Source organism: Streptomyces sp. SBT349 (assembly GCF_001083795.1).
GTDB lineage: Bacteria > Actinomycetota > Actinomycetes > Streptomycetales > Streptomycetaceae > Streptomyces.
The window spans coordinates 1-24,851 of record NZ_LAVK01000079.1; the positions used below are offsets into that span (position 1 = coordinate 1).

Genomic DNA, 24,851 nt, shown 5'->3' on the forward strand with positions numbered 1-24,851 from the left:
CCCGCGTAGCCCGGGACGGCGTCGCGCGGGCCGCGGGGGTCCCGCGCGACGCCGTCCCGGGCTACGCGGGCGGGCGGGCGCGGTACCAGGTGGCGAGGGAGGCCAGGGCCGCCTGGAAGGCGCCGCGTTCCAGTGCGGCGGCGATGGTCCCGTCGCCGAACCGCTCGCCCCGCACCAGCGCCGTGGCCAGGCGGACCGCGTCGGCCGGGGAGAGCGGGCTCCCGTCGGCCGGGACCGTGGGCGCCCGGTGCCGCGTCCAGTGGTAGGCGGGGGTCACGGCGCGGACCTCGGCCAGGGCGCGGCGGGCGAGCTCGACCCGTTCCCCGTAGAGGGGGTAGGGGAGCGACACGGAGCCCGCCCCGCCCGGCTCGGGGCGGCTCCAGCTCACGTCGTGCTCGGCGTGCGGGGACGCGGCGAACGCGTCGGCCGCGTTCAGCAGCCGCCCCCAGGCGTCGGGCGACGTCTCCAACTGGGCGAGCAGCGTGGCGTCGTCGGGGTTGCCGTCGTCGGTCATCACCGAACCGTACTGCCGGGAAAGCGCGGTGACAGCGCATCAGGTGTATGTGAAGATTGCGGCGAGAATGAGAAGTCGGCGCTCACGGACGGGGGGATTTCGTGACCGGCCCGTGAGCTGACAGAAGGATGAATGTGCGACGCAACGTTGCTGTCATAGCGAGCATCTGCGGCCTGCTGGCCGCGTCGGCGCTGGGGGCGTCGACGTCGGCGAGTGCCGCTCCGGGGTCCGCCCCGGGGGCGGCCACCGCCGGAGTGCCCGAGGGGTGGGAAGAGGTCGAGCGGGGGGATCTGGAGGAGTTGCTCAACGGCTCCACCCTCTCCTCGCCGGCCGCCGACGTCGGGGCCCAGGCGGACTTCGAGGAGGGGCCGCTGGCCCTTCAGTCCACCGTCACCGAGCTCTTCGTCACCAGCGAGCTGAGCTACACGGGGACGAACACCGGAGCGCTGCGCGCCCGTTCGGACTGGGTCTACGGGGGATGGGAGCAGTACTACTTCGTCTGGGACGAGGAGACCGGGACCCTGGCCCTGCGCAACCAGGGCAACGGCCTCTACGTGGCGGTCGAGAAGAACTTCACGGGCGACCGGCAGAACCTGCTGCGCGCCCGCTCGACCGGCATCGGCGGCTGGGAGCGCTTCCGTCTCTACATCGAGACGGATACGGGCGAGTACGCCCTGCGGTCGGAGCTGAACGGGCTGTGGGTGACCATGGAGTACAACTTCGACGGCCAGTTCCAGTACGCGCTGCGCGCCCGCTCGGCCGAGCCGAACGGCTCGTGGGAGTGGTTCGACATCTATGAGGTGATCTGACCTCGGGGTCCCGCCTCGGAGTCCGATGCGCTCAACGGCCGCCCTCGCCCCCGGATACGCGGGGGGCGGGGGCGGCTCCGTTCACGCCGCGGTCCCTGGTGTCACGCTCCTGCCGCGTCCTCTCCGACCACGGAGAGGTCGTCGCCGAGGGCGGCGGCGATCTCGGCGGCGCGGGAGTGGTCGTCCAGGCGGCGGGTCAGATAGGCGGCGGCGTGGTGGTGCGTGAGGGACCACCAGGCGGCCGAGCCGCCGATGCCGCCCTTGGCGATCTTGCCGCGGTCGCGGATGAGGCCGAGCGTCCAGGTGAGCCGGGTGCCGAAGACCTCGTCGTGGCCGGTGATCTGGGAGGCGAGGAGGTCGGCGTGCAGCCGGGGGCCGAGCAGCGCACGGAGCGGGCCCTCCTCGTCGGTGAGGCGGGAGAAGAACGCGGCCATCGCGGTCGCGCTGGTGTGGAGGTTGACCGCACCGAACACCGACTGGCGCCACTCGCGGGAGTTGGTCCGCGCGGTGTCCAGGGGGCCGGCGGGAATCCGCAGCCAGGGGGCGGCGTGGAGCAGGCGGGGCCACTCGGGGTCCGCGTACTCCAGCTCCGCGACGCGGCCCAGCGCGCCGTCGGGCACGCCGAACCAGGCGTCCAGGCCGAGCGCGGGCCGCACCTCCTCGCGGAAGACCTCCCCCAGGGTCGTCCCCGCGCTCGCGCGCAGGATGCCGTCGACCAGGTGGCCATAGGTCAGCGCGTGCTCGCCGAGCGAGGTGCCGGGAACGTACTCGGGCGCCGCCCCGGCAAGGCTCGCCCGCAGCCCGGCGTCGTCGAGCGCGTCGAGGCCCGCGGCGCGGTCGGGGAAACGCGGCAGGCCCGCCCGGTGGGTGAGCACCTGGCGCAGGGTGGTGCGCTCCTTGCCGCGGAAGCCGTAGGCCCTCCAGTGGTCGGCGACCGGCTCGTCGAGACCCAGCGCGCCGTCGCGGACGGCGACCAGGGCCGCCAGGGTGACAAAGGTCTTGGACAGCGAGTAGGGCATGACCAAGGTGTCGTCGCGCCATGGGCGTTGCCGCGCGGCGTCGGCCCATCCGGCGCTGAGCCGGACCACCTCGCGGCCCTCGCGCCAGACCGAGACCCCCGCCCCCGTCTCCCGGCCCTCGTCCACCAGCCGCTGGAGGACCTGCCGCACCGCGTCATAGCCGTCCGCGGTGAATCCCTCGACCTTCACCCTGCCCGCCTCCTCGCGCGCATACCCGGCAGGGGTATTGACCCCCGCGCCAGGAATATACGTCCAGGGGGTATAGGCGGCAACCCCGGAACCTGAGCACCACCGCCCTGGGAAGCCTCAGGGGACGAGCCCCGCCTCGTGGGCGACCACGGCCGCCGCCGCCCGGTTGTCGACGGCGAGGCGGGCGAGGATCGAGCTGACATGGGCCTTGACCGTGCCCTCGACCACCTGGAGGCGGCGGGCTATCTGGGCGTTGGACAGCCCCGTGCCCAGGAGGACCAGCACGTCCCTCTCCCGCGCGGTCAGCGCGGCGACCCGCTCGCGGGCGGCGGTGCGGCGCCCTCCCGCCGCGCCCGCCCCGGTGGACGCGAGGTGGGCGACCACCCGGGCCGCGACCTTGGGCGACAGGTAGGCCGCGCCCCCGGCGACGGCGCGGATCCCCGCGATCAACTCCTCCGGCTCACCCGACTTGATGAGGAAACCGGCCGCGCCGCCGCCGAGCGCCTGGAGGATGGAGGCGTCCTCGCCGAAGGTCGTGAGCATGACGACGCCGGTCTCCGGCGCGGTCCTCCGGATCTCGGCCGCCGCCTCGATGCCGCCGAGTCCCGGCATACGGATGTCGAGCACGGCCACCCGCGGGCGGTGGCGCCACACCATGTCCACCGCCTCGCGCCCGTCCCCCGCCTCGGCGACCACCTCGATCTCCGGATCGGTGGCGAGCACCGCCCTGACCCCCGCCCGGATCATGGGCTCGTCGTCGGCGATCAGCACCCGGATCACCGGACCTCGCTCCCCAGGAACGCCTCGGCGGATATGAGCGTGCCCGTCCTGAAGCAGAGGCGGTAGATGTCCCCGGACCGGTCGTCGAAGGGGTCGTCCGTCATCGCGTAGTACTCGCAGGCCGTGCCCGGTGCGCGCGGCTCGGGCTCGGCCGGGCGGAACTCGCTCTGGCGGGCGGGCAGATACCCCGCCACCTCGGCGCGGCTCTGCCCGGTGTGGAGGCGGTCGAAGTCCTCGGGCGACAGCACCGTCTGGCGTGCCTCCACCGCGTTCCACACGGTCAGCCCTCCGGTGAGCACCGCGGCCGTGACCAGCGGGACCAGCGCCCCCGCGACCAGCGTGCGGCGCAGTCCACGGCGCGCGTGCCGCCGCTCCGGGGGCACGGGGGCGACCGGGCCACCCGCGGGAGACGGCTGGGCGGGAGGGGGGCGGGGCAGGCGGGCGCGGACCGCGAAGCCGCCGTCGCCCCGGCTGTCGCCGTGGGTGAGGGAGCCCCCGGCGAGCCTGACCCGTTCGTCGAGTCCTATCAGCCCGAACCCGCCGGTGCCCGCGGGGCCTCGGGCGGCCGGGAGGACATCCGCCGGGGCGGGGCCGTTCTCCACGTGCACCTCCGTCTCGCCCGGCGTGTGCCGGACGCGGACGGTGGCCGCCGCCCCGGGGGCGTGCTTCGCCACGTTCGTCAGGGCCTCCTGCACCACGCGGTGGACCGCCCGGCCTCCCATCGGCGGCAGACCGTCCGCCGCGCCCTCGACCCGCAACTCCACGGCCAGGCCCGCAGCACGGGCCCGGTCCACCAGCCCGGCGATCCCCGCGTCGCCGGGCTCCTTCGGCGCCGCGTCCGTCTCGTGGCGGAGCACGCCGATCACCTCGCCGAGGCGGTCCACCGCGGCGGCGGCCCGCGCCCTGATGTCCTGGGCGACGGCCCGATGGGGCTCGGGCAGCCCGGGAGCGAGCTTGAGCGCGCCGGCCGACAGGGCTATCAGGCTGAGTTCGTGCCCGATGACGTCGTGCATGTCCTGGGCTATGCGCGCCCGCTCGCGCAGCCGGGCCTGCTCGGCGACGAGCCGCTGCTCGCGCTCCAGATGCTCGGCCCGCTCCCACCCGGCCCTGATCAGATCCCGGTACTGACGGCAGAACCGGGCCACGAACCAGGGCAGCACGGCGGCCCCGGCCACCACACCCACCAGGCGGCTGCCCAGCGCGACCGACGCGGGCGCGAGCGAGAGGGCCACCACCCCGGCGGCGACCGCCGCCACCAGCGCGAGCGCCGTCGATCGGGTCCGGCCGGGGCGCCATCCCGCCAGGAAGGCGCACACCGCCGTGGGCGCCGCCCACCACAGGCTCAGGATGCTCAGCCCGGCGGCGGCCGTGGCCCCCGCCAGCAGCAGGTGCCCCGGCCCGGGCAGCCAGGGCGGCGCCAGCCACCGGACCGGCAGCCGCCACCAACGCGCTGTGATCACTCCACTCATGACCGCTACGATACGTAACCGGTCGGGCCGCGCGGTACTGCCGAAAGTCATGTACCGGAGATCGCCCCGCGGTTCGACTTCCGCTCCCGGGGAAGGCCGGTCTCGGGAGGCTCGCCGCGCGCCGCCGACTGGTCGATCACCGTGAATTCCACGCCCTGGTCGTCGGCCACCGAGGCGACGCGGCCGAACGGGCTGTCGTTCGGCCCGCCGATGACCCGGCCGCCGAGACGCCGCACGGTCTCCACCGCGGCGTCGCAGTCCTCGACGCCGAAGTAGACCTCCGCGTGCGGGGGCGTCCCCGCCGGTGCCCCGGACGGCAGCGCCATCCGGCCCGCGACCGCCCGGCCCGCCACGTTCCAGACCTGGTAATCGAACTCGGGCGGCCCCACCACCCGCTCCGCCTCGAACGGGAAGACCGCGGGGAAGAAGGCGTCCGCCCCGTCCGGGTCGGGCGTCACCACCTCGGCCCAGACGAAGGAGCCCGGCTCGCCGCGCCGCCCGAAGCCCGGGTGCTGCCCGCCCTGCCAGACGCCGAAGATCACCCCGCCCGGCTCCGCGGCCAGCAGCATGCGGCCGAGGTCGCCGACGTCCATGGGGTCGAGCAGCACCCGGCCGCCCATCTCCCGCACCTTTCGGGCGGTGGCCGCGACGTCGGGGGAGGCGAAGTACAGCGTCCAGGCGGGCGGCGCCTCCTGCCCGGCCATCTGGGGGGCGAGCGCCGCGACGACCTTGCCGCCCGAGGTGGCCTCCGCGTATCCGCCGTACTCGGGAGAGCCCTCCCCGAAGTCCCAGCCGAAGAGCTCGCCGTAGAACCGCTTCCCGGCGTCCACATCCAGCACCGTGGCGTCGGCCCAGCAGGGCTCGCCCTCGGCGAAGCCCTCAGAGATACCGGACACGAAAGTTCCCTTCCATCCGCAAGACCGCGCCATGCGTGTGATACCGCCCATGCGTGCGATACCGCGCCATGCCACGCCATGCCTCGATGCAACGGTCCCACGCTAGCCAGGCCGGGACCGATCGGCACGGCGAGAGGGTGCTGTCGGGTGAGTGGCAGCCGGCGCGGAGACGGCCCGGTGAACTCTCCGCGAACACAACGAAGTTGAGCTCCCCGCACCTCTCCGCCCGGATAGGGTGCGCCCGTTGGCGCGCCACCCACGCCGGGCGAAATCATCTGGCCGTCTCCTGCCCTTCGCCATGCGGAGGGACGCAGGTCACCCTCCCCCACCAGGGTGCTGACGACCGGCGCCCACCGAGCGCCCAAGGCAGGGACAGCGGCACCGCACATGAACGCACCACCTCCGAGACCGCCCGAACTCCACCCCCGCCGCCGTTCGTTCCTCCAGCTCGCCGGTGTCGGTTCCGCGGCCCTGCTGGCCGGGGTGGGCGCGGCCGGAACCGCCGAGGCGGCCCGCACGGGCGAGCGCCTGCGCGACGACCCGTTCCGTCTCGGCATCGCCTCGGGCGACCCCTCGGACGACGGATTCGTCCTGTGGACGCGCCTGGCACCCGAGCCGCTGGCCGCCGACGGGCACGGCGGCATGGGGCGCGCGTCGTACGACGTGGAGTGGGAGGTCGCCGAGGACGACCGCTTCCGGCGCGTCGCCCGGCACGGGCGCGCGCTCGCCACGCCCGAGCTGGCGCACGCGGTGCACCCCCGGGCGCGTGGACTGCGCCCGGGGCGCGAGTACTTCTACCGTTTCCGCGCCGGGCGCTGGATCAGCCCGGTGGGGCGCGTGCGCACCATGCCGCGCCGGGGCACGATGCCCGGCTCGTTCACGTTCGCCAGCGCCACCTGTCAGGCGTGGTACCACGGCTGGTTCGGCGCGTACCGCCATCTGGTGGCGGACGACCCGGAGTTGGTGTTCTTCCTCGGCGACTACATCTACGAGTACGGCATCACCGCGGCGAACCTGTGGCGCCAGGGCGTGACGCTCGGCGAGGGCCACGACCGCGAGGTGGTGACGCTGACGGACTACCGCCTGCGGTACGCCCTCACCAAGACCGACCCCGACCTCCAGGCCGCGCACGCCGCGGCGGCGTTCGTCATCACGCCGGACGATCACGAGGTCGAGAACAACTACGCCGACGAGACCTCCCAGTACGGCATCACCCCCGAGGACTTCAGGCGGCGCAGGGCCGTCGCCTACCGCGCCCTGTACGAGAACACGCCGCTGCCGCTGGAGTCGCTGCCGGTGGGCGGCCCCGACGCCCGCTTCCACCGGCGTCTGGAGGTCGGCGACCTGGCCTCGGTCAACGTCCTCGACACCCGCCAGTACCGCGTGACGGGCGGGGGCGCCACCATCCTCGGCGACCCCCAGGAGCGTTGGCTGCACGACGGCCTGCGGCGCTCGGGCGCGCGGTGGAACGTGCTCGCGCAGCAGGTCGCCGTCATGCATGTCACGGACGACCGCGTGGACCAGTGGGACGGGTTCCCCGCGGTCAGGCAACGGCTGCTCGACACGTTCGCGCACCCGTCCGTGGAGAACCCGGTGGTGCTGACCGGCGACACCCACCGCGCCACCGCGGGCGACCTGTTGGCCGACTTCGGCGACCCGGGGGCGGAGGTCGTGGGGACGGAGTTGATCACCTCGTCCATCGCCTCGGACGGCGACGGCGCGGCGAGCGACCCGTACGAGGAGGACTGGGTGCAGCACCCCTGGGTGAAGTTCTACGACGGGAGGCGCGGTTACACGCTGTGCCGCCTGACCCCGAGTGAACTGACCGCGGACTACCGGGCGCTGGAGTATGTGGAACGGGACGCCGAGGCGCCCGTCTCCACCGTCGCCCGCTTCGTGACCGAGGCCGGACGCCCCGGCCTGGAGAGGGTGAGCTGACCATGGCACACGGCATCAGCGCGCACGGCCTCGGCATCGGCGCACAGCGCGCCGGCGCACGCGGCGCTCGCGCGCCCCGCATCCGGAATCTGCGTGCCACCGGGCGCGTGGCCGCGATCGACCTCGTCTGGGACCCGGCGCCCTGGGAGCCGCTGGTGGACCACTACGCGGTGTACGCGGCGCGCGGCAGGTCGCCGGAGACGGGTCCGCGGGACCTGCTGGCCACCACGCCGTACCCGCACCTCACGCACGCCGTGCTCGGCCCGGCCGCGGTGACCTGGAACTACCGCGTGCTCGCGGTGGTGGACTCGGGCGAACGCGGCGACCCGGAACGGGTCTCGGCGACGACCACGGCCTCGTACGCGACGGGGCGGCCGCTCGCGGTGGTCGGCTCGTTCGACCACAAGGGGCTGGAGTTCGCGCTGTCGCCCGCGGGCAGCGCGAACTACCTGGCGGCGTTCCCCGACGGCGTCGACTACCGGTACGGCGCGAGCACGCCGGGGACGGACTGGCCGTACCTCCACCCGGGGCCCTCCGACTCCTGGGCGGGGCGGCGGAACCACACGTTCACGCTGCGGTTCCCGCTGGAGGCGGCGCCGGCCGCCGACCTCGGGTTCGCGCTGTGGATGACGGACACGCACGCGACGGCTCCGGGCAGGGCCGTGCTGGCGGTCAACGGCGCGGAGATCGCCACGATCCCCTTCGCCAGGGGCGCCACCAAGGGCTCGCTCGAAGGCGACGCGACGAGGCCGGGGAACCCGCTCAAGCCGTCCTTCGTCGAACTTCCCCTCCCGGCCGGGGCGTTGGTGGCCGGGGAGAACGTGCTGACGCTGGAGAAGACCGAGGGGTCCTGGCACGCGTACGACGCGATCGGCGTCTTCGCGCCACGCTGACCGGCGGCGCCCCTGCCCGGTCCCCACGCGGGGACCGGGCGGGACCGGACGGGGCCGGGGAAGCCCAGGCAGGGCCGGTCGGCGCCGAACGCTACGGGGATCCGGCGGGGCCGGGCCGCCGCTCGCCACTGACGTGAATGAGTCGCAGCCCGGCCTCGACCAGCGTCCAGCCGAGGCGCCGGCGCAGCGCGTCAAAGCCCGCGGTCGCGCGCCACGTGCCGCGTGCCGGGCGGGGTCCTACCCGCCGGGCGAGCGCGTCGGTGGCCGCGCGGGCCCTGAGCTCACGGGCGCGGTGCCGCTCGCCCACCAGATGAACGTCCGGATGCATGCTCCCTCTCCCCCTCAGCCGCCGGAGGAGCGGAACGGGAACCCGTACAGGTGCAGCGCCACGCTCTCGCGTCCCTCGGTGTCGCCCTCGGCGACGGCGGCCCTGCCCCGCTCCTCCCACTTCTCCATGACGGCGCGCATCTCCGCCGCGAGCTCGGCCAGCTCCCCGGGAGTGAGCTTCGGCAGGTACTCCGAGCTGAACGCTGACTCCCACCACCCCTCCCAGGCGGAGTGCTCGTCAAGGTACTGCTCGTACATGCCGACGTGCTGCCGCAGCATGGTGCGGCTGAGGGCGGCGTGGGCCGCGACGCGCTCGGGCTCGCCGAGGAAGTCCCGGTCCCTGAAGGTGATCCGCCGGGACACCACCTTCCACCAGCGCTCCCTGCTGTCCTCGCTGCGCGCCTCGGCCTCCTCGATCAGGCCGTGCTCCGCGAGCTTGCGCAGGTGGTAGCTGACCAGCGACACGGCCTCGTCCACCTGGGCGGCGAGCTGCGAGGCCGTGGCGGCATCGGCGTCGGCCACGCAGAGCGCCCGGTACAGCCGCATTCGCAGCGGGTGCCCGAATGCCTTGAGCGTCCCCAGATCGGTGATGCGGCGTGAGTCCCTCGTCGTCATGGGGACGACCCTAGAAGGGAAAAAAATATTGCGCAATATGTGTTGCGCAATATTTCCTTCCTATCTGGCGGCGAACCGCGCCAGTCGAGGGGCGGCCACCGCGCCGACCAGCGGCAGGAGCGCCAGCAGCACCGCCGCCGTCACGGCGGCGCCGAGGGCCGCGCCCGCCAGGACGTCGTGGGGATAGTGCAGGCCGACGACCACGCGCAGGACGGCCGTCGCCACCGCCAGGGGCAGGGCGAGCACGGCGACGCGCGGCCGGAGCCAGATCAGGCCGGTGGCCAGGGCGACGGCGAGGGTCGCGTGATTGCTGGGGAAGGCCCAGTCGCCGGGCGGGGGGCATGCGGCGAGCGCGTCGGCACCGGGGACCGCCCGGCAGGGCCGCTCCTGGTCGGCCACCAGCTTGAGCGCCTCGCTCCCGGCGTAGGCGGCCACGGTGGCCAGCCCGGTCAGCAGGACGCCGGCAACCTCGCGCGGCTCGCCATGCCTGAGACCGCCCCAGCCGAGCCACAGGAGCAGCAGCCCGAGCGCGACCAGCCCTCCTTCCGTGGCTCCTTCGGATATCACCGCCAGCCACTCCGGCGCTCCCGCGACGGCGTCCGTAAGGGTGCGGTACAGCTCCACCGAGGCGCCCGACGTGACGGGGAGGGGCTCCGGATGTCCGAGCCCTCCGGGCCAGAGGAGGGCCAGGGCGACCAGACCGGCCGCGAGGATCGCCAGTGCACCGCCCAGGCGGCGCAGCCCCTGACCTTGTCGTGTTTCTTCTGTCATGGCTACCGGACCCTAGGGAGACGGGGATCAGGGCACCCGGGTCGAAAGACCGACCGGGCCCCTGACTTTCGTCAGGTCCGGCCCCACGTCACCCGCCCATGCGCACCACCTTCTCCGCGTGCGCCGCCGCCTGGCCACGCGCGGCACTCCTTGCACCCTCACGCAGGTCGAGCCGTCCAGGCAGGCGTCTCCGGCGGCGGGTCCCGCCCTTCCCCGTCCAGCGGTCCATCGGCTCCTCCTTCGAGGGTCAATCGAGGTCGGCATCGCACGGCGTGCGCTCGCCTCGAACACTGTTCGACGTTCCCGCACAGCGTACTGCCATCGAACGATGGACGCAAGAGCGCACAGTGTGCGCTACACTGGGGGACGACAGACTCGACGGAGAGGAGCCGTGCCATGGAGGCCGAGGAGCAGGTCGTCCCGTCCGTGTGGACCCGCCCGCACCGGGCCCGGCGGGAGCAGCCGTCGCTGAGCAGGGCCCAGATCGTGACCGAGGCTTTGCGACTGCTCGACTCGGACGGTCTCGACGCCCTGTCGATGCGGAAGCTCGGCACCCGGCTGAACGCGGGCGCCACCTCGATGTACACCCACGTGGCGAACAAGGACGAGCTGATCGAGCTGGTCGTGGACGAGGTCTACGGCGAGATGGACGTGGTGCCCCCGAGCGGCCCCGAGGGGTGGCGGGAGGCGGCGGCGGAGTGCGCGCACAGGCTGCGCTCGGTGATCCTGCGTCATCCGTGGATGGTCTCCGTGCTCGGCGAGGTCGGGCTCGCCCACCTGGGACCGAATCTGATGCGGATGTCCGAGGGGCTGCTCGGCCTGTTCGAGGAGGCGGGCTTCACGCTGGACGAGGCGAACCAGGCCGCGCAGACCCTGGTCTCCTATGTCACCGGGAAGGCGACGAGCGAGGCGGCCTTGCTGGTCACCCTCGCGCGGGGCGACCAGGACGAGCGCCAATGGAGAAAACAGGTCCGGCCCGCAGCCGAGCGGGCGGCCCGTCCGTATCCGCGGCTGCGGAGGCTGTACGCCGCCCAGCGGGAGGAGGACACCGGCACCGCCCGGGAGGACGGCTTCGACTACGGCCTGGCTCGGATCCTCGACGGCCTTCAGACGCGCCTGGTCTAACGGAGGCGCGGGGCGGTGGAGTCCCGCTCGACCAGTTCAGGGAGGAAGGTGACTTGTTCATGGCGGTGACCGGTCTGCTCCTCGCTCAGCAGCAGCCTGGCCGCGGCATAGCCCACCTCATACGCGGGCTGGCGGACGGTGGTCAGGGCGGGCGAGAGTTCCGCCGCGAACTCGACGTCGTCATAGCCGACCACGCTGATGTCGTCCGGGATCGCGATGCCGCGCTCACGCAGGCCGCGGTAGACGCCGAGGGCGGCGGCATCGTTGCAGCAGATCACGGCGTCCGGCCGGGGCGAGCGGCCCAGGATGCCCGCGATGGCCTCCTCCGCGATCGCGGAGGTCGCCGTGGACCGCACCGCGATCTCCGCGACATGCGCGTCGGGGTCGAGCCCGTGGTCGTAGAACGCGTCCCGCACGCCGGCGAGGCGGTCGCTGATCGTGCGCAGCGGTGGCCCGCTGCGGACGAACGCGATGTTCCGCTGCCCCGCCGCCAGCAGGTGGCGGGCGGCCAGGGCGCCGCCCGCGACGTTGTCGACCGTCACCGCACACAGGTCGGTGCCGTCGCGCGGGTGGTCGAGGAGGACGACGGGGATGCCGCGCTCCCCGAGCCGCACGAGTTCGGGAAGGCCGGGCGCGACGGGACTGATGATCACGCCCCGGACACCCTGCTCCTCGAGGAGCCGCAGATAGCGCTCCTCGCGGCGCTCCTGCATGTCGGTGCTGCACTGGACGAGCATGCAGCCGTCGTCCGCGAGGCAGTCCTCGATGCCACGGGCGACGGTCGCGAAGTAGGCGTTGGAGGTGTCGAGCAGCACACAGCCGACCACCGAGCTGGGCGCGCCGCGCAGCTGCCGGGCGGCGCCATTGCGGACATAGCCGACCTGGTCCATCGCGTCCCGGACCCGGTGCCGCGTCGAATGGGCCACCAGCTGGGGCTTGTTGAGCACATTGCTGACCGTGGACATGGACACCCCTGCCACCTGTGCGACCAACCGGATGTTGGCCCGCCTCACGGTGCTGTCTACGGAATCTCCCGAAGTCACGGCGGCAGCCTAGCGTTTGCTCCTCCGCCGCGGACCGGCGTACGGCGCGCGGGGGAGGGGCCGGACGCGGCCCTCACCAGCGAAGGTACGCCCACCGACCCGTCACAACAATGCCCCGGGGGACGGCGCCCTCGGCGTTGACGCGGGCCCCGCGCACGCGCCCCCCGCCGCGCGCACCCGTGCCCCCGAGTGGAGGCTCGGGGGCACGGGCATCACCAGGGGCGGGGCAATGTCACACCCTCGCCGGCTCGGGCGTGCGCTCGGCCGCCGTCCCACCTCGCGGCGCCGTCCCGGACGCGGGTGCCTCGTTCGGCGCCGCCTCGGTGGCGCCCTGCTCCCGTGCGTGGCGCGGCAGCAGGAAACCGAGCGGGATCGCGGCCAGGGTCAACGCCAGTGCCAGCAGCGTCACATGCTGCGCGCCGGAGACGAAGTCGGCCACCGCGGGCGCGGATCCCGCGGCGGAGAAGAAGACGGTACCCAGCCCGGCGACACCCAGGCTGCCGCCCAGTTGCTGGAACGCCTCCAGCAGGCCGGAGGCTGAGCCCACCTCGTGGTCGCGGACCTCGCCCATGATGATCCCGAAGAGCGGAACGAAGATCATGCCCATCCCCAGCCCATAGACCACGAGCGGCGCCGCCAGGTCCCAGCCGCCCACGCCCGTCCCGGCACGTTCGAAGACCAGGTAGATCCCCGCCAGTCCCACCGCCATCAGCGCCAGCCCCAGATGCAGGATCCTGCGGCCCAGACCGGCCTTCATCGCGCTGAACGCGGACCCGAAGAACGCGCCCACGGCCCAGCTGACCATGGTCAGGCTGGCCCGCACCGGGCTCATCCCCAGTCCCATCTGGAGGAACAGCCCGATCGCCAGCGAGAAGCCCACGATGGAGCCGAAGAAGACGATGACGAACGCCACCCCCGAGGTGTACGACCTCCGGCCCAGCACGCTCAGCTCGACCAGCGGCGTTCCGCCGGAGCGCGTGCGCCGCCGCTGCTGGACGGCGAACGTGCCCAGGGCCACCACCGCGCCCGCCGCCACGGCCAGCAGCCACACCGGCCAGCCCAGCTCGCGGCCCTGCACCAGGGGGTAGACCAGCAGGAAGACCCCGGCCCCGGCCACCAGCGCGCCGGTCACATCGAGCCGCAGCCCCCGTTGCCCGCTGCCGCCCGGCAGGGCCTTCGCCCCGGCGATCAGGGTGAACGCCCCGATCGGCACATTGATGAGGAAGACCATCCGCCAGCCGGTGCCCAGCACGTCCGCGTCGACGAGCGCCCCGGCGACGACCGGCCCCAGGATGGTGGACAGGCCGATCACGGGCCCGAGCGCGCCGAACGCCTTGCCGATCTCCCTCGGCGGGAACATCTCGCGGATCAGGCCGAACGCCTGCGGCACCATGATGGCCGCGAAGAGCCCCTGCACCACCCGGGCCCCGGTCAGCCCCCCGGGTGACCAGGCGAGGGCACATGCCACGGACGAGGCGACGAACCCCAGCACGCCGGTCATCAGCACCCGCCTGCGGCCGAACATGTCGCCCAGGCGCCCGCCGGTCAGCAGTCCCACGGCCATCGCGAGGGGGTAGGAGGCCGCGATCCACTGGAGGCTCGTCTCGGAGCCGCCGAGGTCCTGCCGGATCGAGGGGGCGGCGATGTTGACGACGGTGGCGTCGAGCAGGTTCATGATCATCGCGGAGAGGATCGCGAAGAGGCCGAGCCAGCGCCGGTCGTGCGCCCCCGCCCCGGGCTTGGCCCCGGCCTCGGGTGCGTGCGGCGTATGCGTGTTCGTGTCGTTCATGCCGGTCAATCTGTCAGGGCATGAGGAAGGTTTCGTTCCTAATGGACCCGGCAGAATGCGTCCATGCTTGAGACATCCGCACGTCTGCTCCGCCTCCTCTCCCTCCTCCAGACCCCGCGCGAGTGGACCGGCAACGAGCTGGCCGAGCGCCTCGACGTCACCTCGCGCACCATCCGCAACGACGTGGAGCGCCTGCGCCGCCTGGGCTACCCGGTGCACGCCACCCGGGGCGCGGTCGGCGGGTACCGGCTCGGGGCGGGGAGTTCGCTCCCCCCGCTGCTGCTGGACGACGAGGAGGCGGTGGCCATCACGGTCGGCCTCCGCACCGCCGCGAGCGGCTCGGTCACCGGCATCGAGGAATCCTCGCTGCGCGCCCTGGCCAAGCTGGAGCAGGTGCTGCCCTCCCGGCTGCGCCGCCGGGTCGGCGCGCTCCAGGCGTTCACCGTCTCCGTCCGCCCCACCCGCCAGGAGCGGGGCGTCTCTCCCGACGTGCTCACCACACTCGCCGCGGCCTGCCGCGACCACGAGCGCCTCAGGTTCGACTACGAGACCCACGACGCGACGACAGGACGCCGCGACGTCGAGCCGTACCGCCTGGTGAACTGGGGCCGCCGCTGGTACCTGGTCGCCTGGGACACCGACCGCGCCGACTGGCGCACGTTCCGCGCCGACCGGATCAGCCCCCGCACCCCCACCGGCCCGCGCTTCGCGCCCCGCCCACTGCCCGACGAGGACATCGCCGCCTACGTGTCGCGCGGCATCGCCACCGCGCCCTGGCGCCACCGGGCGCGCGTCACGGTCCACGCGCCCGCCTCGGTCATCGCCGAGCGGCTGCCGCCCACGGCCGGGACCGTCGAACCGCTGGACGAGCACAGCTGCCGGGTCACGACCGGCGCGGACAGCGCCGAGACACTCGCGAGCTGGCTCGGCGTCCTCGGCGCGGACTTCGACGGCTCCGACGACCCGGAGCTCGCCGCGGCACTGCGCGCCATGGCCGACCGCTACCGCCGCGCCGCGGGCGATTGAAACGCCCGAGGCCCTCCGCGACAAGAACAGACGAACGAGGCCAACAGGGCGAAGAGTGCGGACGGGATGAAGGAGGCGGACGTGACGAGGGAGTCGAAGGGGGCGAGCGGGCTCCCCCGAGTGCGCGGACGAGTCCGCCACCGCATCATCGGACCAGACGACGCGACGAAAGCGGAGGAAACGGGCATGGGCGTGCGCACCTGGGTCCAGGACTGGCCCGTCTACCGGCAGCTGACGGGCCATGACCCGCTCGGTCGCGGCGCTGCGGCGGAGTCGCGGCACACCGCCGGGCTCCGGCCCCGCACCCACTCCGCCGACCGGGTGGTGGACTCCGTCTGCCCGTACTGCGCGGTCGGCTGCGGCCAGCAGATCTACGTCAAGGACGAGCGCATCGTCCACATCGAGGGCGACCCGGCCTCCCCCATCAGCCGCGGGCGGCTCTGTCCCAAGGGTTCCGCGACCCTCCAGCTCACCACCGGCGACTCCCGCCGCCACCAGGTGCTCCACCGCCGCCCCCACGCAACCGAGTGGGAGCCGCTGGACCTGGACACCGCAATGGACATGGTCGCCGACCGGGTCATCGCGACGCGTCGCGAGACCTGGCAGTGGGAGCACGCGGGCTCCCGCGTCGCCCGCACCCTCGGCATCGCCAGCCTCGGCGGCGCGGTCCTGGACAACGAAGAGAACTACCTGATCAAGAAGCTCTTCACCGGCCTCGGCATCGTCCAGATCGAGAACCAGGCCCGCGTCTGCCACAGCTCCACCGTCGCGGGCCTGGGCACCTCGTTCGGCCGTGGCGGCGCCACCACGTTCATGCAGGACCTCCAGAACTCGGACTGCATCGTCATCCAGGGCTCCAACTACGCCGAGGCACACCCCGTCGGCTTCCAGTGGGTCATGGAGGCCAAGGCCCGCGGCGCCACGATCATCCACGTCGACCCGCGCTTCACCCGCACCAGCGCCCTCGCCGACCTGCACGTCCCGATCCGCGCCGGCAGCGACATCGCGTTCCTCGGTGCCCTGATCAACCATGTCCTCACCGAGGGCAAGGAGTTCAGGGAGTACGTCGTCGCCTACACCAACGCGGCGACCATCGTCGCCGAGGAGTTCCGGGACACCGAGGACCTGGACGGCGTCTTCTCCGGCCTCGACGCCGAGAACGGCGTGTACGACCCGGCCACCTGGCAGTACGAGGGCGCCGCCGTCCGCTCGATGGCGGGCCCTCCCGACCCCGACGCCAACAAACGCCTCGACTCCGTCGTCCTCGAACACCACGCGGGCGGCTCCGAGTCCCACGGCTCCGGCGGCCAGGACGTGCCGCCCGGCACGGCGCGCGACGAGACGCTCACCCACCCCCGCTGCATCTTCCAGCTCCTCAAACGCCACTACGCCCGCTACACCCCCCAACTGGTCGAGGAGGTCTGCGGCATCCCCCGCGAGACGTTCGCCCGTGTCTGCCAGGCCCTGACCAGCAACTCGGGCCCCGACCGCACCAGCGCGTTCGCCTACGCGGTCGGCTGGACCCAGCACACGGTCGGCGCCCAGTACATCCGCGCCGCCTGCGTCCTCCAGCTGCTCCTCGGCAACATCGGCCGCCCCGGCGGCGGCATCCAGGCACTCCGCGGCCACGCCAGCATCCAGGGTTCGAGCGACATCCCGACCCTGTTCAACCTGCTGCCCGGCTATCTCCCCATGCCGCACGCGCAGGCGCACCAGGACCTCGACTCGTTCATCGCAGCCGTCCGCACCCGGAAGGGCTTCTGGGCGAACATGAGCGCCTACATGGTCAGCCTCCTCAAGTCGTACTACGGCGACGCCGCCACCGCGGAGAACGACTTCTGTTTCGACCACCTCCCCCGCCTCACCGGCTCGCACAGCACCTACGACACCGTCGTGGCCCAGATCGACGGCATCTGCAAGGGCTACTTCCTCCTCGGCGAGAACCCGGCCGTCGGCTCGGCCAACACCCGCCTCCAGCGGCTGGGCATGGCCCACCTCGACTGGCTGGTCGTCCGGGACTTCTCCCTCATCGAGTCCGCCACCTGGTGGCGCGACGGCCCCGAGATCGAGACCGGCGAGCTGGTCACCGAGGACATCGCCACCGAGGTGTTCTTCTTCCCCGCCGCCGCCCACACCGAGAAGTCCGGCTCGTTCACCAACACCAACCGCTGGCTCCAGTGGCACCACGCCGCCGTCGAGCCGGAGGGCGACGCGCGCAGCGAGCTGTGGTTCACGTACCACCTGGGCCGCCGCATCCGCGAGAAGCTGGCGGGCTCCGAGGACCCGGCCGACCGCCTCTTCCTCGACCTGGCCTGGGACTACCCGGTGGACGGCCCCCTCGAGGAGCCCATCGCCGCCGCCGTCCTCGCCGAGATCAACGGCCGCGGCCCCGACGGCGCGCCGCTCTCCGCCTACACCCAGCTCAAGGACGACGGCTCCACCACCTGCGGCTGCTGGATCTACTGCGGCGTCTTCGCCGACGGCGTCAACCAGGCCGCCCGCCGCAAGCCTCACACCGAGCAGGACTGGGTCGCTGCCGAGTGGGCCTGGGCCTGGCCCGCCAACCGCCGCGTCCTCTACAACCGCGCCTCCGCCGCGCCCGACGGCACGCCCTGGAGCGAACGGAAGGCGTACGTCTGGTGGGACACCGCTCAGGAGCGGTGGACCGGCCACGACGTGCCCGACTTTCCCCAGACCCTGGCCCCCGGCCATGTTCCCGGCCGCGGGGCGCGGGGCGTGGCGGCGCTGCGGGGCGACGACGCGTTCATCATGCAGGGCGACGGCAAGGGCTGGCTCTACTCCCCGGCCGGGCTCGTCGACGGCCCGATGCCCACGCACTACGAGCCGCAGGACTCGCCGTTCCCCAACTCCCTCCACCCGGACCACCCGCGCTCGCCGGTCCGGCGGACCTACCCGCGGGCGGGCAACGAGTACCACCCGGCGGGCGGCAGCGACGGCAGCGCCGTCTTCCCCTATGTCGTCACCACCTACCGCCTCACCGAGCACTTCACGGCCGGGGCCATGAGCCGCCTGCAGCCGTATCTGGCCGAGCTGCAACCGGAGTTCTTCTGCGAGGTCTCCCCCGAGCTCGCGGCCGAGCGCGGCCTGGAGCACACCGGCTGGGCCACCGTCATCACCGCGCGCAACGCGATCGAGGCCCGCGTCCTCGTCACCCCCCGCGTGCCGCCGCTGCGCGCGGGCGGACGGACGGTGCACCAGATCGGGCTGCCGTTCCACTGGGGGCCCAACGGGTACAGCCGCGGCGACGCGGCCAACGAGCTGTCCGCGGTCGTTCTCGACCCGAACGCCCATATCCAGGAGGTCAAGGCGTTCTCCGCCGACATCCGTCCCGGCCGCCGCCCCCGAGGTCCCGCCCTGCGCGCGCTGGTGGCCGACTACCGGCGGCGCGCCGGGGCAACCGAGCACACCGGCCTGGAGGTCTGACCATGACGGCACCCGAACGCCCCCCGCAGCCACAGGGCCCGCCCCGGCCGGATCTGGCGAATCTGCTCTCCGGCCCCGAGCCCCAGGTGGCCGAGGACGCGGGACACCAGCCCGCGCCACCGCGCGTCGGATTCTTCACGGACACCTCGGTCTGCATCGGCTGCAAGGCGTGCGAGGTGGCGTGCAAGGAGTGGAACGCCGTCCCCGAGGACGGCCTCGACTTCACCGGCATGAGCTACGACAACACCGGCGCGCTCGGCGCCTCCACCTGGCGGCATGTCGCGTTCATCGAGCAGGAGAAGCCGCTCGGCGGGCAGCAGGCGCACCTGGGCACGGGCCCGGCCGTCGGCACCGACATGCGCTGGCTGATGGCCTCGGACGTCTGCAAGCACTGCACGCACGCCGCCTGCCTCGACGTCTGCCCGACCGGCTCGCTGTTCCGCACCGAGTTCGGCACGGTCGTGGTCCAGGAGGACATCTGCAACGGCTGCGGCTACTGCGTCCCCGCCTGCCCCTACGGCGTGATCGAGCAGCGCGAGGGCGACGGCCGCGCCTGGAAGTGCACCCTCTGCTACGACCGGCTCGGCGCCGGGCAGGAGCCCGCGTGCGCCAAGGCGTGCCCCACCGAATCCATCCAGTTCGGCCCGCTGGACGAGTTGCGGGAACGCGCCGCCGCCCGCGTCGGGCAGTTGCACGAGAGCGGGGTGCCGGACGCCCGCCTCTACGGCGAGGACCCGGCCGACGGGGTCGGCGGCGCGGGCGCGTTCTTCCTCCTGCTCGACAGACCCGAGGTGTACGGCCTGCCGCCCGACCCCGTGGTCACCACCCGCGACCTGCCCGCCATGTGGCGGCACGCGGGCTACGCCGCTCTGGCGCTGCTCGGCGGCCTGACGGCGACGTTCGCCACGTTCACGCGGACGAGTGGCGGGTTCCGCAACGGAAAGGGAGGACGCGGGCGATGAGCGAGTCACGGGTGACCAGGGACGGGCTGCGGGGCGAACGGCCCGGGCGCGAGGCGCTGTTCGGCAACGGCATGGACGGCGAGCGGCGGAGCCCGGACGGGGAAGGCACCGGTCAGGCCGGTCGCGCCGGTCGCGCCGGCCGCAGGGGCAAGGATCGCCGACGCGGCGAGGACGTCGCCGTTCCGCCCGCCGAGTTTTCCTCCTACTACGGGCGCCCGATCGTCAAGGCCCCCTCCTGGGCCCCCACCGACATCGCCGGATACCTCTTCCTGGGCGGGCTCGCGGGCGCCGGTTCCGTGCTGGCGGCGGGCGCCGCGCACACCGGCCGCCGGGGAACCGCCCGCGCGATGAAGGTGAGTTCGCTGGGCGCGATCGTCCTCTCCACCGCCGCGCTGATCCACGACCTGGGCAGACCCGACCGTTTCACCCACATGCTCCGCGTCTTCAAGCCGACCTCGCCCATGAGCATGGGCTCGTGGCTGCTGGCCGTCTACGGCCCGCTCGCCGGGACGGCCGCCGCCTCGGAGCTGACCGGCCGGCTGCCCCGCACCGGGAGCGCCGCCACCCGCGGCGCCGCGCTGCTCGGGCCCGTCGTCGCCGCCTACACCGGCGTGCTGCTCGCGGACACCGCCGTTCCGGCCTGGCACGAGGCCCACCGCGAGCTGCCGTACCTGTTCACCGCATCCGCCGCGGGTGCCGCGGCGGGCATGGCGCTGCTCACCGGGCCACCGGCCGAGAACGGCCCCGCTCGCCGCGCCGCCGTGCTGGGCACCGCAGCTGAACTCACCGTGATGCGCCGCCTCCACCGCGGCGCGGGCCTGGCCGCCGAGACCTACCGGCGGGGGACGGCGGGCCGCCTGCTGCGGACCGCGGAGCGGCTGGCCGTCGCGGGCGCCGCAGGCGCGGCCCTGCTCGCCGGGCGCAGCCGCGCCGCCGCGGCGCTCAGCGGGGCGGCGCTGCTCGCGGCGTCCGCGTGCACCCGGTTCGGCGTCTTCCACGCGGGGATCGCCTCGGCGCGCGACCCCGCGTACACGGTCGCCCCGCAGCGGGAACGCCTCGACGCACGCGGCACCGAGGGCTGAGCGGATGGTGACCACGCCGGGTGCACGGATCGGCGGAACGTGTCGGCGAACGCGTCAGGTGGGGGACGGTTCGGGGGTGATCTCGCGCTCGCCGGTGTACTCGCCGTCCTCGAAGAACCGCAGCACGTCGCCGGCGATCTCGTAGCGGTTCGGCGGGTTCTCCGCGGTGAAGCCGGACTCGGTCTCCTCCGCGGGAAAGATGGTCCCGGCCTCCCTCAGGTCGATGAACTCGTCCACATAGTGCAGTGCACCGGATTCCTCGCGGCAGATGAGGATCTGCGTCTCCTCCGTCCGGTACGCCGCCACCAGCTCCGTTGTCGCCCCCGGCGCCAGCTCCAGCCCGTCGGCCACCCGGTCGGGACAGGGACCCGACCACTCGGGGAGCGGCTCCTCGGCCGACCGCGGGGTCTCGTCACCCGATGGGGTGCTCTCCTCGTCGTCGAACCACTGGGGCACCGCCCAGCCCAACAGCGCCACCAGGCCGACGATCAGCAGAAACGCCAGGCACCCGGCGCACCCCGAGGGCACCGGCTCCTGCCTCAACGGCGGATCGGGGACCGCGGGCGCGGGCATCCTCTCGCGCAACTCGCCGAGTCGGGCGAGCAGTTCGTCCAGGCTCTCCGTGCTCTCCGGATCACGGGGGGAGGGGCGGTAGGCGGCACCGTAGGAGGGGCGGAACGGCGGGGTCCGGACCGACCCGACCCGGCCCAGGCCGTCGGCCCAGCGCCCGCCGCACCCCGCGCACTCGGCCGCCGTGGAGGCGTTGTGCGTGCGGCACGTCCGGCACGTCCACCCCCTGGCCACGGGCGTGGTCCACACCGACGACGGCACACTCGCCGAAGGCTCGGTCTTCTTCGGGGGCGTCTTCTTCGGAGATGTCTTCTTGGCGGACGAGGGCTTCGCGGCGGACGACGGTTTCGCGGCGGACGAGGGCTTCTTCCCCGGTGCCTTCTTCCCCGGCGGGGGCTTCGGACGCGGGCTGGGGACGGCCTTCTTCACCGGAGCCGGTTTGGGCTTGGGCGCCGCGGCCCGCGGCGTGGCGCAGATGTCGCACACGCTCACGTCGTTGCCGTTGTAGATGTCGCACTCGGAACAGCGCCACGTCCCCCCGGACATCCCGCTCTCCTTCCTCAGGGGACCCGGCGTGCCGACCGCCGCAGCACCTCGGTGAACAGCGCCTCGGTCAGCGGCGCCACCGGCGAGATCGTCCACTCAGCGCTGTCGGCCGGGATCCGCGGCGGGGGCGGCGGGGGAGGGGGCGGCAGCGCCACGCGGACGCGCGCGACGCCGTACTCCCGCGCGCACCGTTCGGCGAACTCCCGCACCTCCAGTTCGAATTCGGCGGCGACCACCACCCGGACCAGCACATGGCCGCTCTCGGTGGCACCGGCCGTGTGCAGGCGGAACAGCAGCTGCATCCGCCCGTCGTCCGCGTGGAGGGAGATGGCCAGCTCCGCGCAGGTGGCGGCCGGTGCCTCGAAGCCGGAGTCGGCCCACTGGAACGTCAGCCGCCCGGCCCCGACCCCCACCAGGACGCCCTCGCCCTGGAGGATCACAGGCTGTTCGCGATCGTCTCGATGATCTCGTCCATCTCGAACTCCTCGAGGCCCTCGCCCGCCCGCGACGGGAAGTGGAGCGTCAGGTCCCACTCCTCCCCGATGGCCTCCTTCCAGGGCTCCTCCTCCGGCGCGAAGAGCACCAGCCGCTTCGCCGACTGCTCCATCACCGCGGTCTGGCTGCGCGCGTAACCCCACTGCTCGAACAGGGCGTCCATGGACCGCGGGATGTTCTGCGGGTAGGTGCGCGCCGTCGCGCCGACCGTTCCCAGCGGGTGTGCGGGGGCGTCCGTGAACATGACGACGACATGGCGCCGCCGGTCGAGCCCCTTCTCCCAGGGCGAGTTCACGGCGAGGGCCAACGCCTCCAGACCCGACTCGGGGATGTCACCACCGCCCGTGGCGTCGACCCCGCGCAGGAACGCCTCGAACTCCGCCGACTGCGCAGGGAGATGAAGGAACGGCGTCTCCTCGATCGCGTTGTTCGGGTTGTCCCCGAAGTCCCGGAAGGCGATCACCCGCAGCCGCAGCTGGCTGATCTCCTTCCCCTTCTTCGCCATCACCCCGTTCAGCCGCTCGTGGAACTGGAGCGCGCTGTTCTTCACGGCACCGATGACCGGGTACATGCTGCCCGTGGCGTCGACGCACAGCACGATGTCCACCGCGTACCGAAGGTTCCCCTGATACTTCTCCAGTTCGTGACCCACCTGGATTCTCCTCTCGGTCATGAGGTGGAGCGACGGCTCCGCGGGTTGAAGCGCACACGTGACGGCCTCGGCGCCGTCCCACCATCGTCATGGACCGGTCCGGGACCGGTCCCGGGCGCCCGCGCCCCGCCGGTGAGGTTGGCGCGAACGCGGCTGGTCCGCGGCGCCCCTTCAGCGTCACCCTCACCGTCACCGTCCGCGCCCCCGTCCCCCGGCTCGTCGTCCCCCGCGGGCGCCCCCGGCTCCGCGGGCGCGGATCCCCCGGGCACGGGCACGGGCGCGGGTGCGGGCGCCGGCGCGGCGGGCCTCGGCGCGCGCCGTTCCCTCGGCTCCCCCAGCGCGCACACGTCCGCCTCGCCGAGGACGGCGAGAAACGTCTCGATGGACGGGCGGGCGCCCGGGTCCCACGCCGTCATGTCCCGCACCAGCTCGTACGCCGGATCCGAGAGCCGTGCGTCGAGGGCGAGCGCCTCCTCGGCGTTGACGGCGTCCGCGGGCGACCCGAACCGTTCGTCGAAGCCCGGGACCGCCCCCGTCAGATAGAGGTGCGTCATCAGGCCGAGGGCGAAGATGTCCACGGCCGTGGTGAGGTCCGGCTCCTCGATCAGCTCGTCGCCCTGCACATAACGGCGCCACTCTGGCGCCCCGTACAGCGAGTCCCCCGCGATGTCGTCGCGCCCCGGCGGCTGCCCCGAGACATACGAGTCGTCGAAGTCGATCAGCTTCGCCGTGTGGAACGTGGCACCCTCGCGCCGCTGCACCAGCACGTTGGCCGGCTTGAGGTCCCCGTGCACCACCTCGATGTCGTGCAGCAGCTTGAGACTGCTGCCCAGAGTCTTCAGCAGCACCGCCCGGTGCGCGGGGGCGAGGGTGTGCGGCTCGGCGAGGCTGGCGGTGTCGATGCGTTCCGTCACCTTGTAGTAGGTGCTGCGCTCGTGGAAGAAGTCGACGGCGAGCACCAGGTTCCCCCCGCCCCGCGCGTCGGGCCGCAGGCGGCGCATGATGCCGCGGTGGCGCTCCTCGAACTCCTCGCACGCCTGGCGCCTGATCCGCAGCGAGACGGCGCTTCCCGACGCGCCCTCGCGCGGCCGCTTGGGCTCCAGGAAGCGCTTGAGGAAGTACTGCTTGCCTTCCCTCTCGGCGAACGCCCAGATGCACTTGCCGCCATTGGCGTTGGTGGGCTCGCTGACGAGGCGGTACCCGGCGATGACATCGCCCTGTTTCACGCTCATTCCTCCCGCACCGGCGGCATGTGCGTCTCATAACCGGCCCGGTAGGACTCCCAGGCGGCCTCCTGCCACCCTCGCAGCCCGCCCGGGGAGCCGCCCTCCCCCGCTCCGCCACCGGCTCCAGCCGCGGGTCCGGCCCCGGATCCGTTCCCCGATCCCTGCCCCTCCGGCGGGCGTGCCGCGTAGCCCGCCCGCACGGCCTCGCACCGCGCGGCGAAGGCGGCACGCACCTCGCCGAAGTCGCCGAACCCCGGCGTCACCAGGGCGAGTGAGGCGTCATCCGCCGTGTACCCCTGCACCTCGGTACGCAGCAGCCGCGCCCACTCGGCCAGATCGGTGGCCCGCTCCAGCGTCCGCAGCAGCACCCACTCGAACTGCCCCGGCGTGTGCAGATACCCGAAGAAGCCGTCCGTCGCGCAGAGCAGCACGCACGGCAGCGGGAACGTCCTCTCGTGCGCGTCGACGCGGAACGGGCGGTCCGCGCAGATGACGTTGGTCATCGCCGGGTCCTCGCGCAGCTGCTCCAACGCGTCGTCCATGTGCGTGTGATCGCGCGTCAGCGCGTGCAGGCCGCTCGCGGGCAGCAGCGCGTACGACCGCGAGTCGCCCGCCCACAGCGCCTGGCACGCCACCTCGCCGGAACCGCTCCCGCCCATGCCCATGCCCCC

The 24,851-nt window shown here is 73.3% G+C and carries 23 protein-coding genes and 1 pseudogene; 9 read left to right on the top strand and 15 right to left on the bottom strand.

Going from position 1 to position 24,851, the window contains the following annotated elements; all coding sequences use genetic code 11:
* Window positions 1-61 precede the first annotated feature (61 nt).
* Window positions 62-514 (bottom strand): DUF6508 domain-containing protein, encoded by a 453-nt coding sequence (locus ADY01_RS12585; protein ID WP_049570853.1) that lies wholly within the window; start codon window positions 512-514, stop codon window positions 62-64.
* A gap of 134 nt (window positions 515-648) precedes the next feature.
* On the opposite strand from ADY01_RS12585, the gene ADY01_RS12590 reads away from it, so the two are divergent.
* On the top strand, window positions 649-1,323 hold the full coding sequence (locus ADY01_RS12590) for a fascin domain-containing protein (protein WP_234320190.1): 675 nt from the start codon (window positions 649-651) through the stop codon (window positions 1,321-1,323).
* Between the two features lie 101 nt (window positions 1,324-1,424).
* On the opposite strand, the gene ADY01_RS12595 is transcribed toward ADY01_RS12590, so the two are convergent.
* The 4 genes from ADY01_RS12595 to ADY01_RS12610 all read right to left on the bottom strand — a co-directional run bounded on the left by ADY01_RS12595 (window position 1,425) and on the right by ADY01_RS12610 (window position 5,676).
* The gene (locus ADY01_RS12595; RefSeq protein ID WP_049570857.1) at window positions 1,425-2,531 is read right to left on the bottom strand and encodes a serine hydrolase domain-containing protein; all 1,107 of its coding nucleotides are present in this window, start codon (window positions 2,529-2,531) and stop codon (window positions 1,425-1,427) included.
* Between the two features lie 117 nt (window positions 2,532-2,648).
* Window positions 2,649-3,311 (bottom strand): response regulator, encoded by a 663-nt coding sequence (locus ADY01_RS12600; protein WP_049570860.1) that lies wholly within the window; start codon window positions 3,309-3,311, stop codon window positions 2,649-2,651.
* Window positions 3,308-4,780, bottom strand: coding sequence for a sensor histidine kinase (locus ADY01_RS12605; protein ID WP_107081715.1), 1,473 nt, complete (start codon window positions 4,778-4,780; stop codon window positions 3,308-3,310). Before ADY01_RS12605 ends, ADY01_RS12600 begins: the two co-directional genes overlap by 4 nt.
* Window positions 4,781-4,827: 47 nt before the next feature.
* Entirely contained in the window at window positions 4,828-5,676 is an 849-nt protein-coding gene (locus tag ADY01_RS12610) for a VOC family protein (protein ID WP_234320191.1), read from the bottom strand.
* A gap of 387 nt (window positions 5,677-6,063) precedes the next feature.
* Between ADY01_RS12610 and ADY01_RS12615 the strand changes: the two genes are divergently transcribed.
* Both ADY01_RS12615 and ADY01_RS12620 read left to right on the top strand, forming a co-directional pair.
* On the top strand, window positions 6,064-7,614 hold the full coding sequence (locus tag ADY01_RS12615; RefSeq protein ID WP_053170759.1) for an alkaline phosphatase D family protein: 1,551 nt from the start codon (window positions 6,064-6,066) through the stop codon (window positions 7,612-7,614).
* Window positions 7,615-7,616: 2 nt separating this feature from the next.
* Window positions 7,617-8,507, top strand: a complete 891-nt coding sequence (locus ADY01_RS12620; protein ID WP_078900240.1) for a polysaccharide lyase family protein — start codon at window positions 7,617-7,619, stop codon at window positions 8,505-8,507.
* Window positions 8,508-8,598: 91 nt separating this feature from the next.
* On the opposite strand, the gene ADY01_RS12625 is transcribed toward ADY01_RS12620, so the two are convergent.
* Genes ADY01_RS12625 through ADY01_RS12635 form a run of 3 tightly spaced genes read right to left on the bottom strand, consistent with a single transcriptional unit; the run spans window position 8,599 to window position 10,220 of the window.
* On the bottom strand, window positions 8,599-8,835 hold the full coding sequence (locus ADY01_RS12625; protein WP_049570863.1) for a hypothetical protein: 237 nt from the start codon (window positions 8,833-8,835) through the stop codon (window positions 8,599-8,601).
* Between the two features lie 14 nt (window positions 8,836-8,849).
* Window positions 8,850-9,449, bottom strand: coding sequence for an ArsR/SmtB family transcription factor (locus tag ADY01_RS12630; protein ID WP_049570866.1), 600 nt, complete (start codon window positions 9,447-9,449; stop codon window positions 8,850-8,852).
* Between the two features lie 60 nt (window positions 9,450-9,509).
* Window positions 9,510-10,220 carry a phosphatase PAP2 family protein gene (locus tag ADY01_RS12635; protein ID WP_078900241.1) on the bottom strand — a complete coding sequence of 237 codons (711 nt, stop codon included), beginning with the start codon at window positions 10,218-10,220 and terminating at the stop codon, window positions 9,510-9,512.
* 396 nt (window positions 10,221-10,616) lie between these two features.
* Here ADY01_RS12635 and ADY01_RS12640 point away from each other — a divergent pair, with 396 nt between their 5' ends.
* Complete coding sequence (locus ADY01_RS12640) at window positions 10,617-11,345, top strand: TetR/AcrR family transcriptional regulator (protein WP_049570869.1); 729 nt, start codon at window positions 10,617-10,619, stop codon at window positions 11,343-11,345.
* Here ADY01_RS12640 and ADY01_RS12645 read toward each other — a convergent pair.
* Together ADY01_RS12645 and ADY01_RS12650 are read right to left on the bottom strand one after the other, a co-directional pair.
* Window positions 11,342-12,388, bottom strand: a complete 1,047-nt coding sequence (locus tag ADY01_RS12645) for a LacI family DNA-binding transcriptional regulator (protein ID WP_324612911.1) — start codon at window positions 12,386-12,388, stop codon at window positions 11,342-11,344. The two genes, ADY01_RS12640 and ADY01_RS12645, sit on opposite strands and share 4 nt — an antisense overlap.
* Window positions 12,389-12,620: 232 nt before the next feature.
* Entirely contained in the window at window positions 12,621-14,177 is a 1,557-nt protein-coding gene (locus ADY01_RS12650) for an MFS transporter (protein ID WP_049570876.1), read from the bottom strand.
* Window positions 14,178-14,240: 63 nt separating this feature from the next.
* Between ADY01_RS12650 and ADY01_RS12655 the strand changes: the two genes are divergently transcribed.
* The 4 genes from ADY01_RS12655 to nrfD all read left to right on the top strand — a co-directional run bounded on the left by ADY01_RS12655 (window position 14,241) and on the right by nrfD (window position 20,691).
* Entirely contained in the window at window positions 14,241-15,203 is a 963-nt protein-coding gene (locus tag ADY01_RS12655) for a helix-turn-helix transcriptional regulator (RefSeq protein WP_049570879.1), read from the top strand.
* Between the two features lie 186 nt (window positions 15,204-15,389).
* Window positions 15,390-18,647 (top strand): formate dehydrogenase, encoded by a 3,258-nt coding sequence (gene fdh / locus ADY01_RS12660; RefSeq protein WP_049570881.1) that lies wholly within the window; start codon window positions 15,390-15,392, stop codon window positions 18,645-18,647.
* Window positions 18,648-18,649: 2 nt separating this feature from the next.
* Entirely contained in the window at window positions 18,650-19,609 is a 960-nt protein-coding gene (locus tag ADY01_RS12665) for a 4Fe-4S dicluster domain-containing protein (protein ID WP_049570884.1), read from the top strand.
* On the top strand, window positions 19,606-20,691 hold the full coding sequence (gene nrfD, locus ADY01_RS12670) for an NrfD/PsrC family molybdoenzyme membrane anchor subunit (protein WP_049570887.1): 1,086 nt from the start codon (window positions 19,606-19,608) through the stop codon (window positions 20,689-20,691). The genes ADY01_RS12665 and nrfD overlap by 4 nt, the downstream gene beginning before the upstream one ends.
* Window positions 20,692-20,745: 54 nt before the next feature.
* On the opposite strand, the gene ADY01_RS12675 is transcribed toward nrfD, so the two are convergent.
* A complete protein-coding gene (locus ADY01_RS12675) occupies window positions 20,746-21,495 on the bottom strand; it encodes a hypothetical protein (RefSeq protein WP_049570892.1) in 750 nt (249 codons plus the stop codon).
* Between ADY01_RS12675 and ADY01_RS12680 the strand changes: the two genes are divergently transcribed.
* Window positions 21,461-21,769 (top strand): hypothetical protein, encoded by a 309-nt coding sequence (locus ADY01_RS12680; protein ID WP_159001171.1) that lies wholly within the window; start codon window positions 21,461-21,463, stop codon window positions 21,767-21,769. The genes ADY01_RS12675 and ADY01_RS12680 overlap by 35 nt on opposite strands.
* 52 nt (window positions 21,770-21,821) lie before the next feature.
* Here the strand turns inward: ADY01_RS12680 and ADY01_RS12685 are convergent, their stop codons facing one another.
* The 4 genes and pseudogenes from ADY01_RS12685 to ADY01_RS12700 all read right to left on the bottom strand — a co-directional run.
* Window positions 21,822-22,247: a hypothetical protein gene (locus tag ADY01_RS12685; RefSeq protein ID WP_049570899.1), complete on the bottom strand. Its 426-nt coding sequence runs from the start codon at window positions 22,245-22,247 to the stop codon at window positions 21,822-21,824.
* Entirely contained in the window at window positions 22,244-22,975 is a 732-nt protein-coding gene (locus tag ADY01_RS12690) for a vWA domain-containing protein (protein ID WP_049570902.1), read from the bottom strand. The genes ADY01_RS12685 and ADY01_RS12690 overlap by 4 nt, the downstream gene beginning before the upstream one ends.
* A complete protein-coding gene (locus ADY01_RS12695; protein ID WP_063784208.1) occupies window positions 22,972-24,180 on the bottom strand; it encodes a protein kinase domain-containing protein in 1,209 nt (402 codons plus the stop codon). Before ADY01_RS12695 ends, ADY01_RS12690 begins: the two co-directional genes overlap by 4 nt.
* 2 nt (window positions 24,181-24,182) lie before the next feature.
* A pseudogene (locus tag ADY01_RS12700) lies at window positions 24,183-24,851 on the bottom strand (serine/threonine protein phosphatase); the annotation flags it as partial.

Excerpts from the sequence above, each read along its gene's own strand:
- nrfD (WP_049570887.1), top strand. The coding sequence starts at position 19,606 with ATGAGCGAGTCACGGGTGACCAGGGACGGGCTGCGGGGCGAACGGCCC.
- ADY01_RS12620 (WP_078900240.1), top strand. The coding sequence starts at position 7,617 with ATGGCACACGGCATCAGCGCGCACGGCCTCGGCATCGGCGCACAGCGC.
- ADY01_RS12665 (WP_049570884.1), top strand. The coding sequence starts at position 18,650 with ATGACGGCACCCGAACGCCCCCCGCAGCCACAGGGCCCGCCCCGGCCG.
- ADY01_RS12585 (WP_049570853.1), bottom strand. The coding sequence starts at position 514 with ATGACCGACGACGGCAACCCCGACGACGCCACGCTGCTCGCCCAGTTG.
- ADY01_RS12690 (WP_049570902.1), bottom strand. The coding sequence starts at position 22,975 with ATGACCGAGAGGAGAATCCAGGTGGGTCACGAACTGGAGAAGTATCAG.
- ADY01_RS12635 (WP_078900241.1), bottom strand. The coding sequence starts at position 10,220 with ATGACAGAAGAAACACGACAAGGTCAGGGGCTGCGCCGCCTGGGCGGT.
- ADY01_RS12630 (WP_049570866.1), bottom strand. The coding sequence starts at position 9,449 with ATGACGACGAGGGACTCACGCCGCATCACCGATCTGGGGACGCTCAAG.
- fdh (WP_049570881.1), top strand. The coding sequence starts at position 15,390 with ATGGGCGTGCGCACCTGGGTCCAGGACTGGCCCGTCTACCGGCAGCTG.
- ADY01_RS12640 (WP_049570869.1), top strand. The coding sequence starts at position 10,617 with ATGGAGGCCGAGGAGCAGGTCGTCCCGTCCGTGTGGACCCGCCCGCAC.
- ADY01_RS12625 (WP_049570863.1), bottom strand. The coding sequence starts at position 8,835 with ATGCATCCGGACGTTCATCTGGTGGGCGAGCGGCACCGCGCCCGTGAG.
- ADY01_RS12615 (WP_053170759.1), top strand. The coding sequence starts at position 6,064 with ATGAACGCACCACCTCCGAGACCGCCCGAACTCCACCCCCGCCGCCGT.
- ADY01_RS12650 (WP_049570876.1), bottom strand. The coding sequence starts at position 14,177 with ATGAACGACACGAACACGCATACGCCGCACGCACCCGAGGCCGGGGCC.
- ADY01_RS12655 (WP_049570879.1), top strand. The coding sequence starts at position 14,241 with ATGCTTGAGACATCCGCACGTCTGCTCCGCCTCCTCTCCCTCCTCCAG.
- ADY01_RS12605 (WP_107081715.1), bottom strand. The coding sequence starts at position 4,780 with ATGAGTGGAGTGATCACAGCGCGTTGGTGGCGGCTGCCGGTCCGGTGG.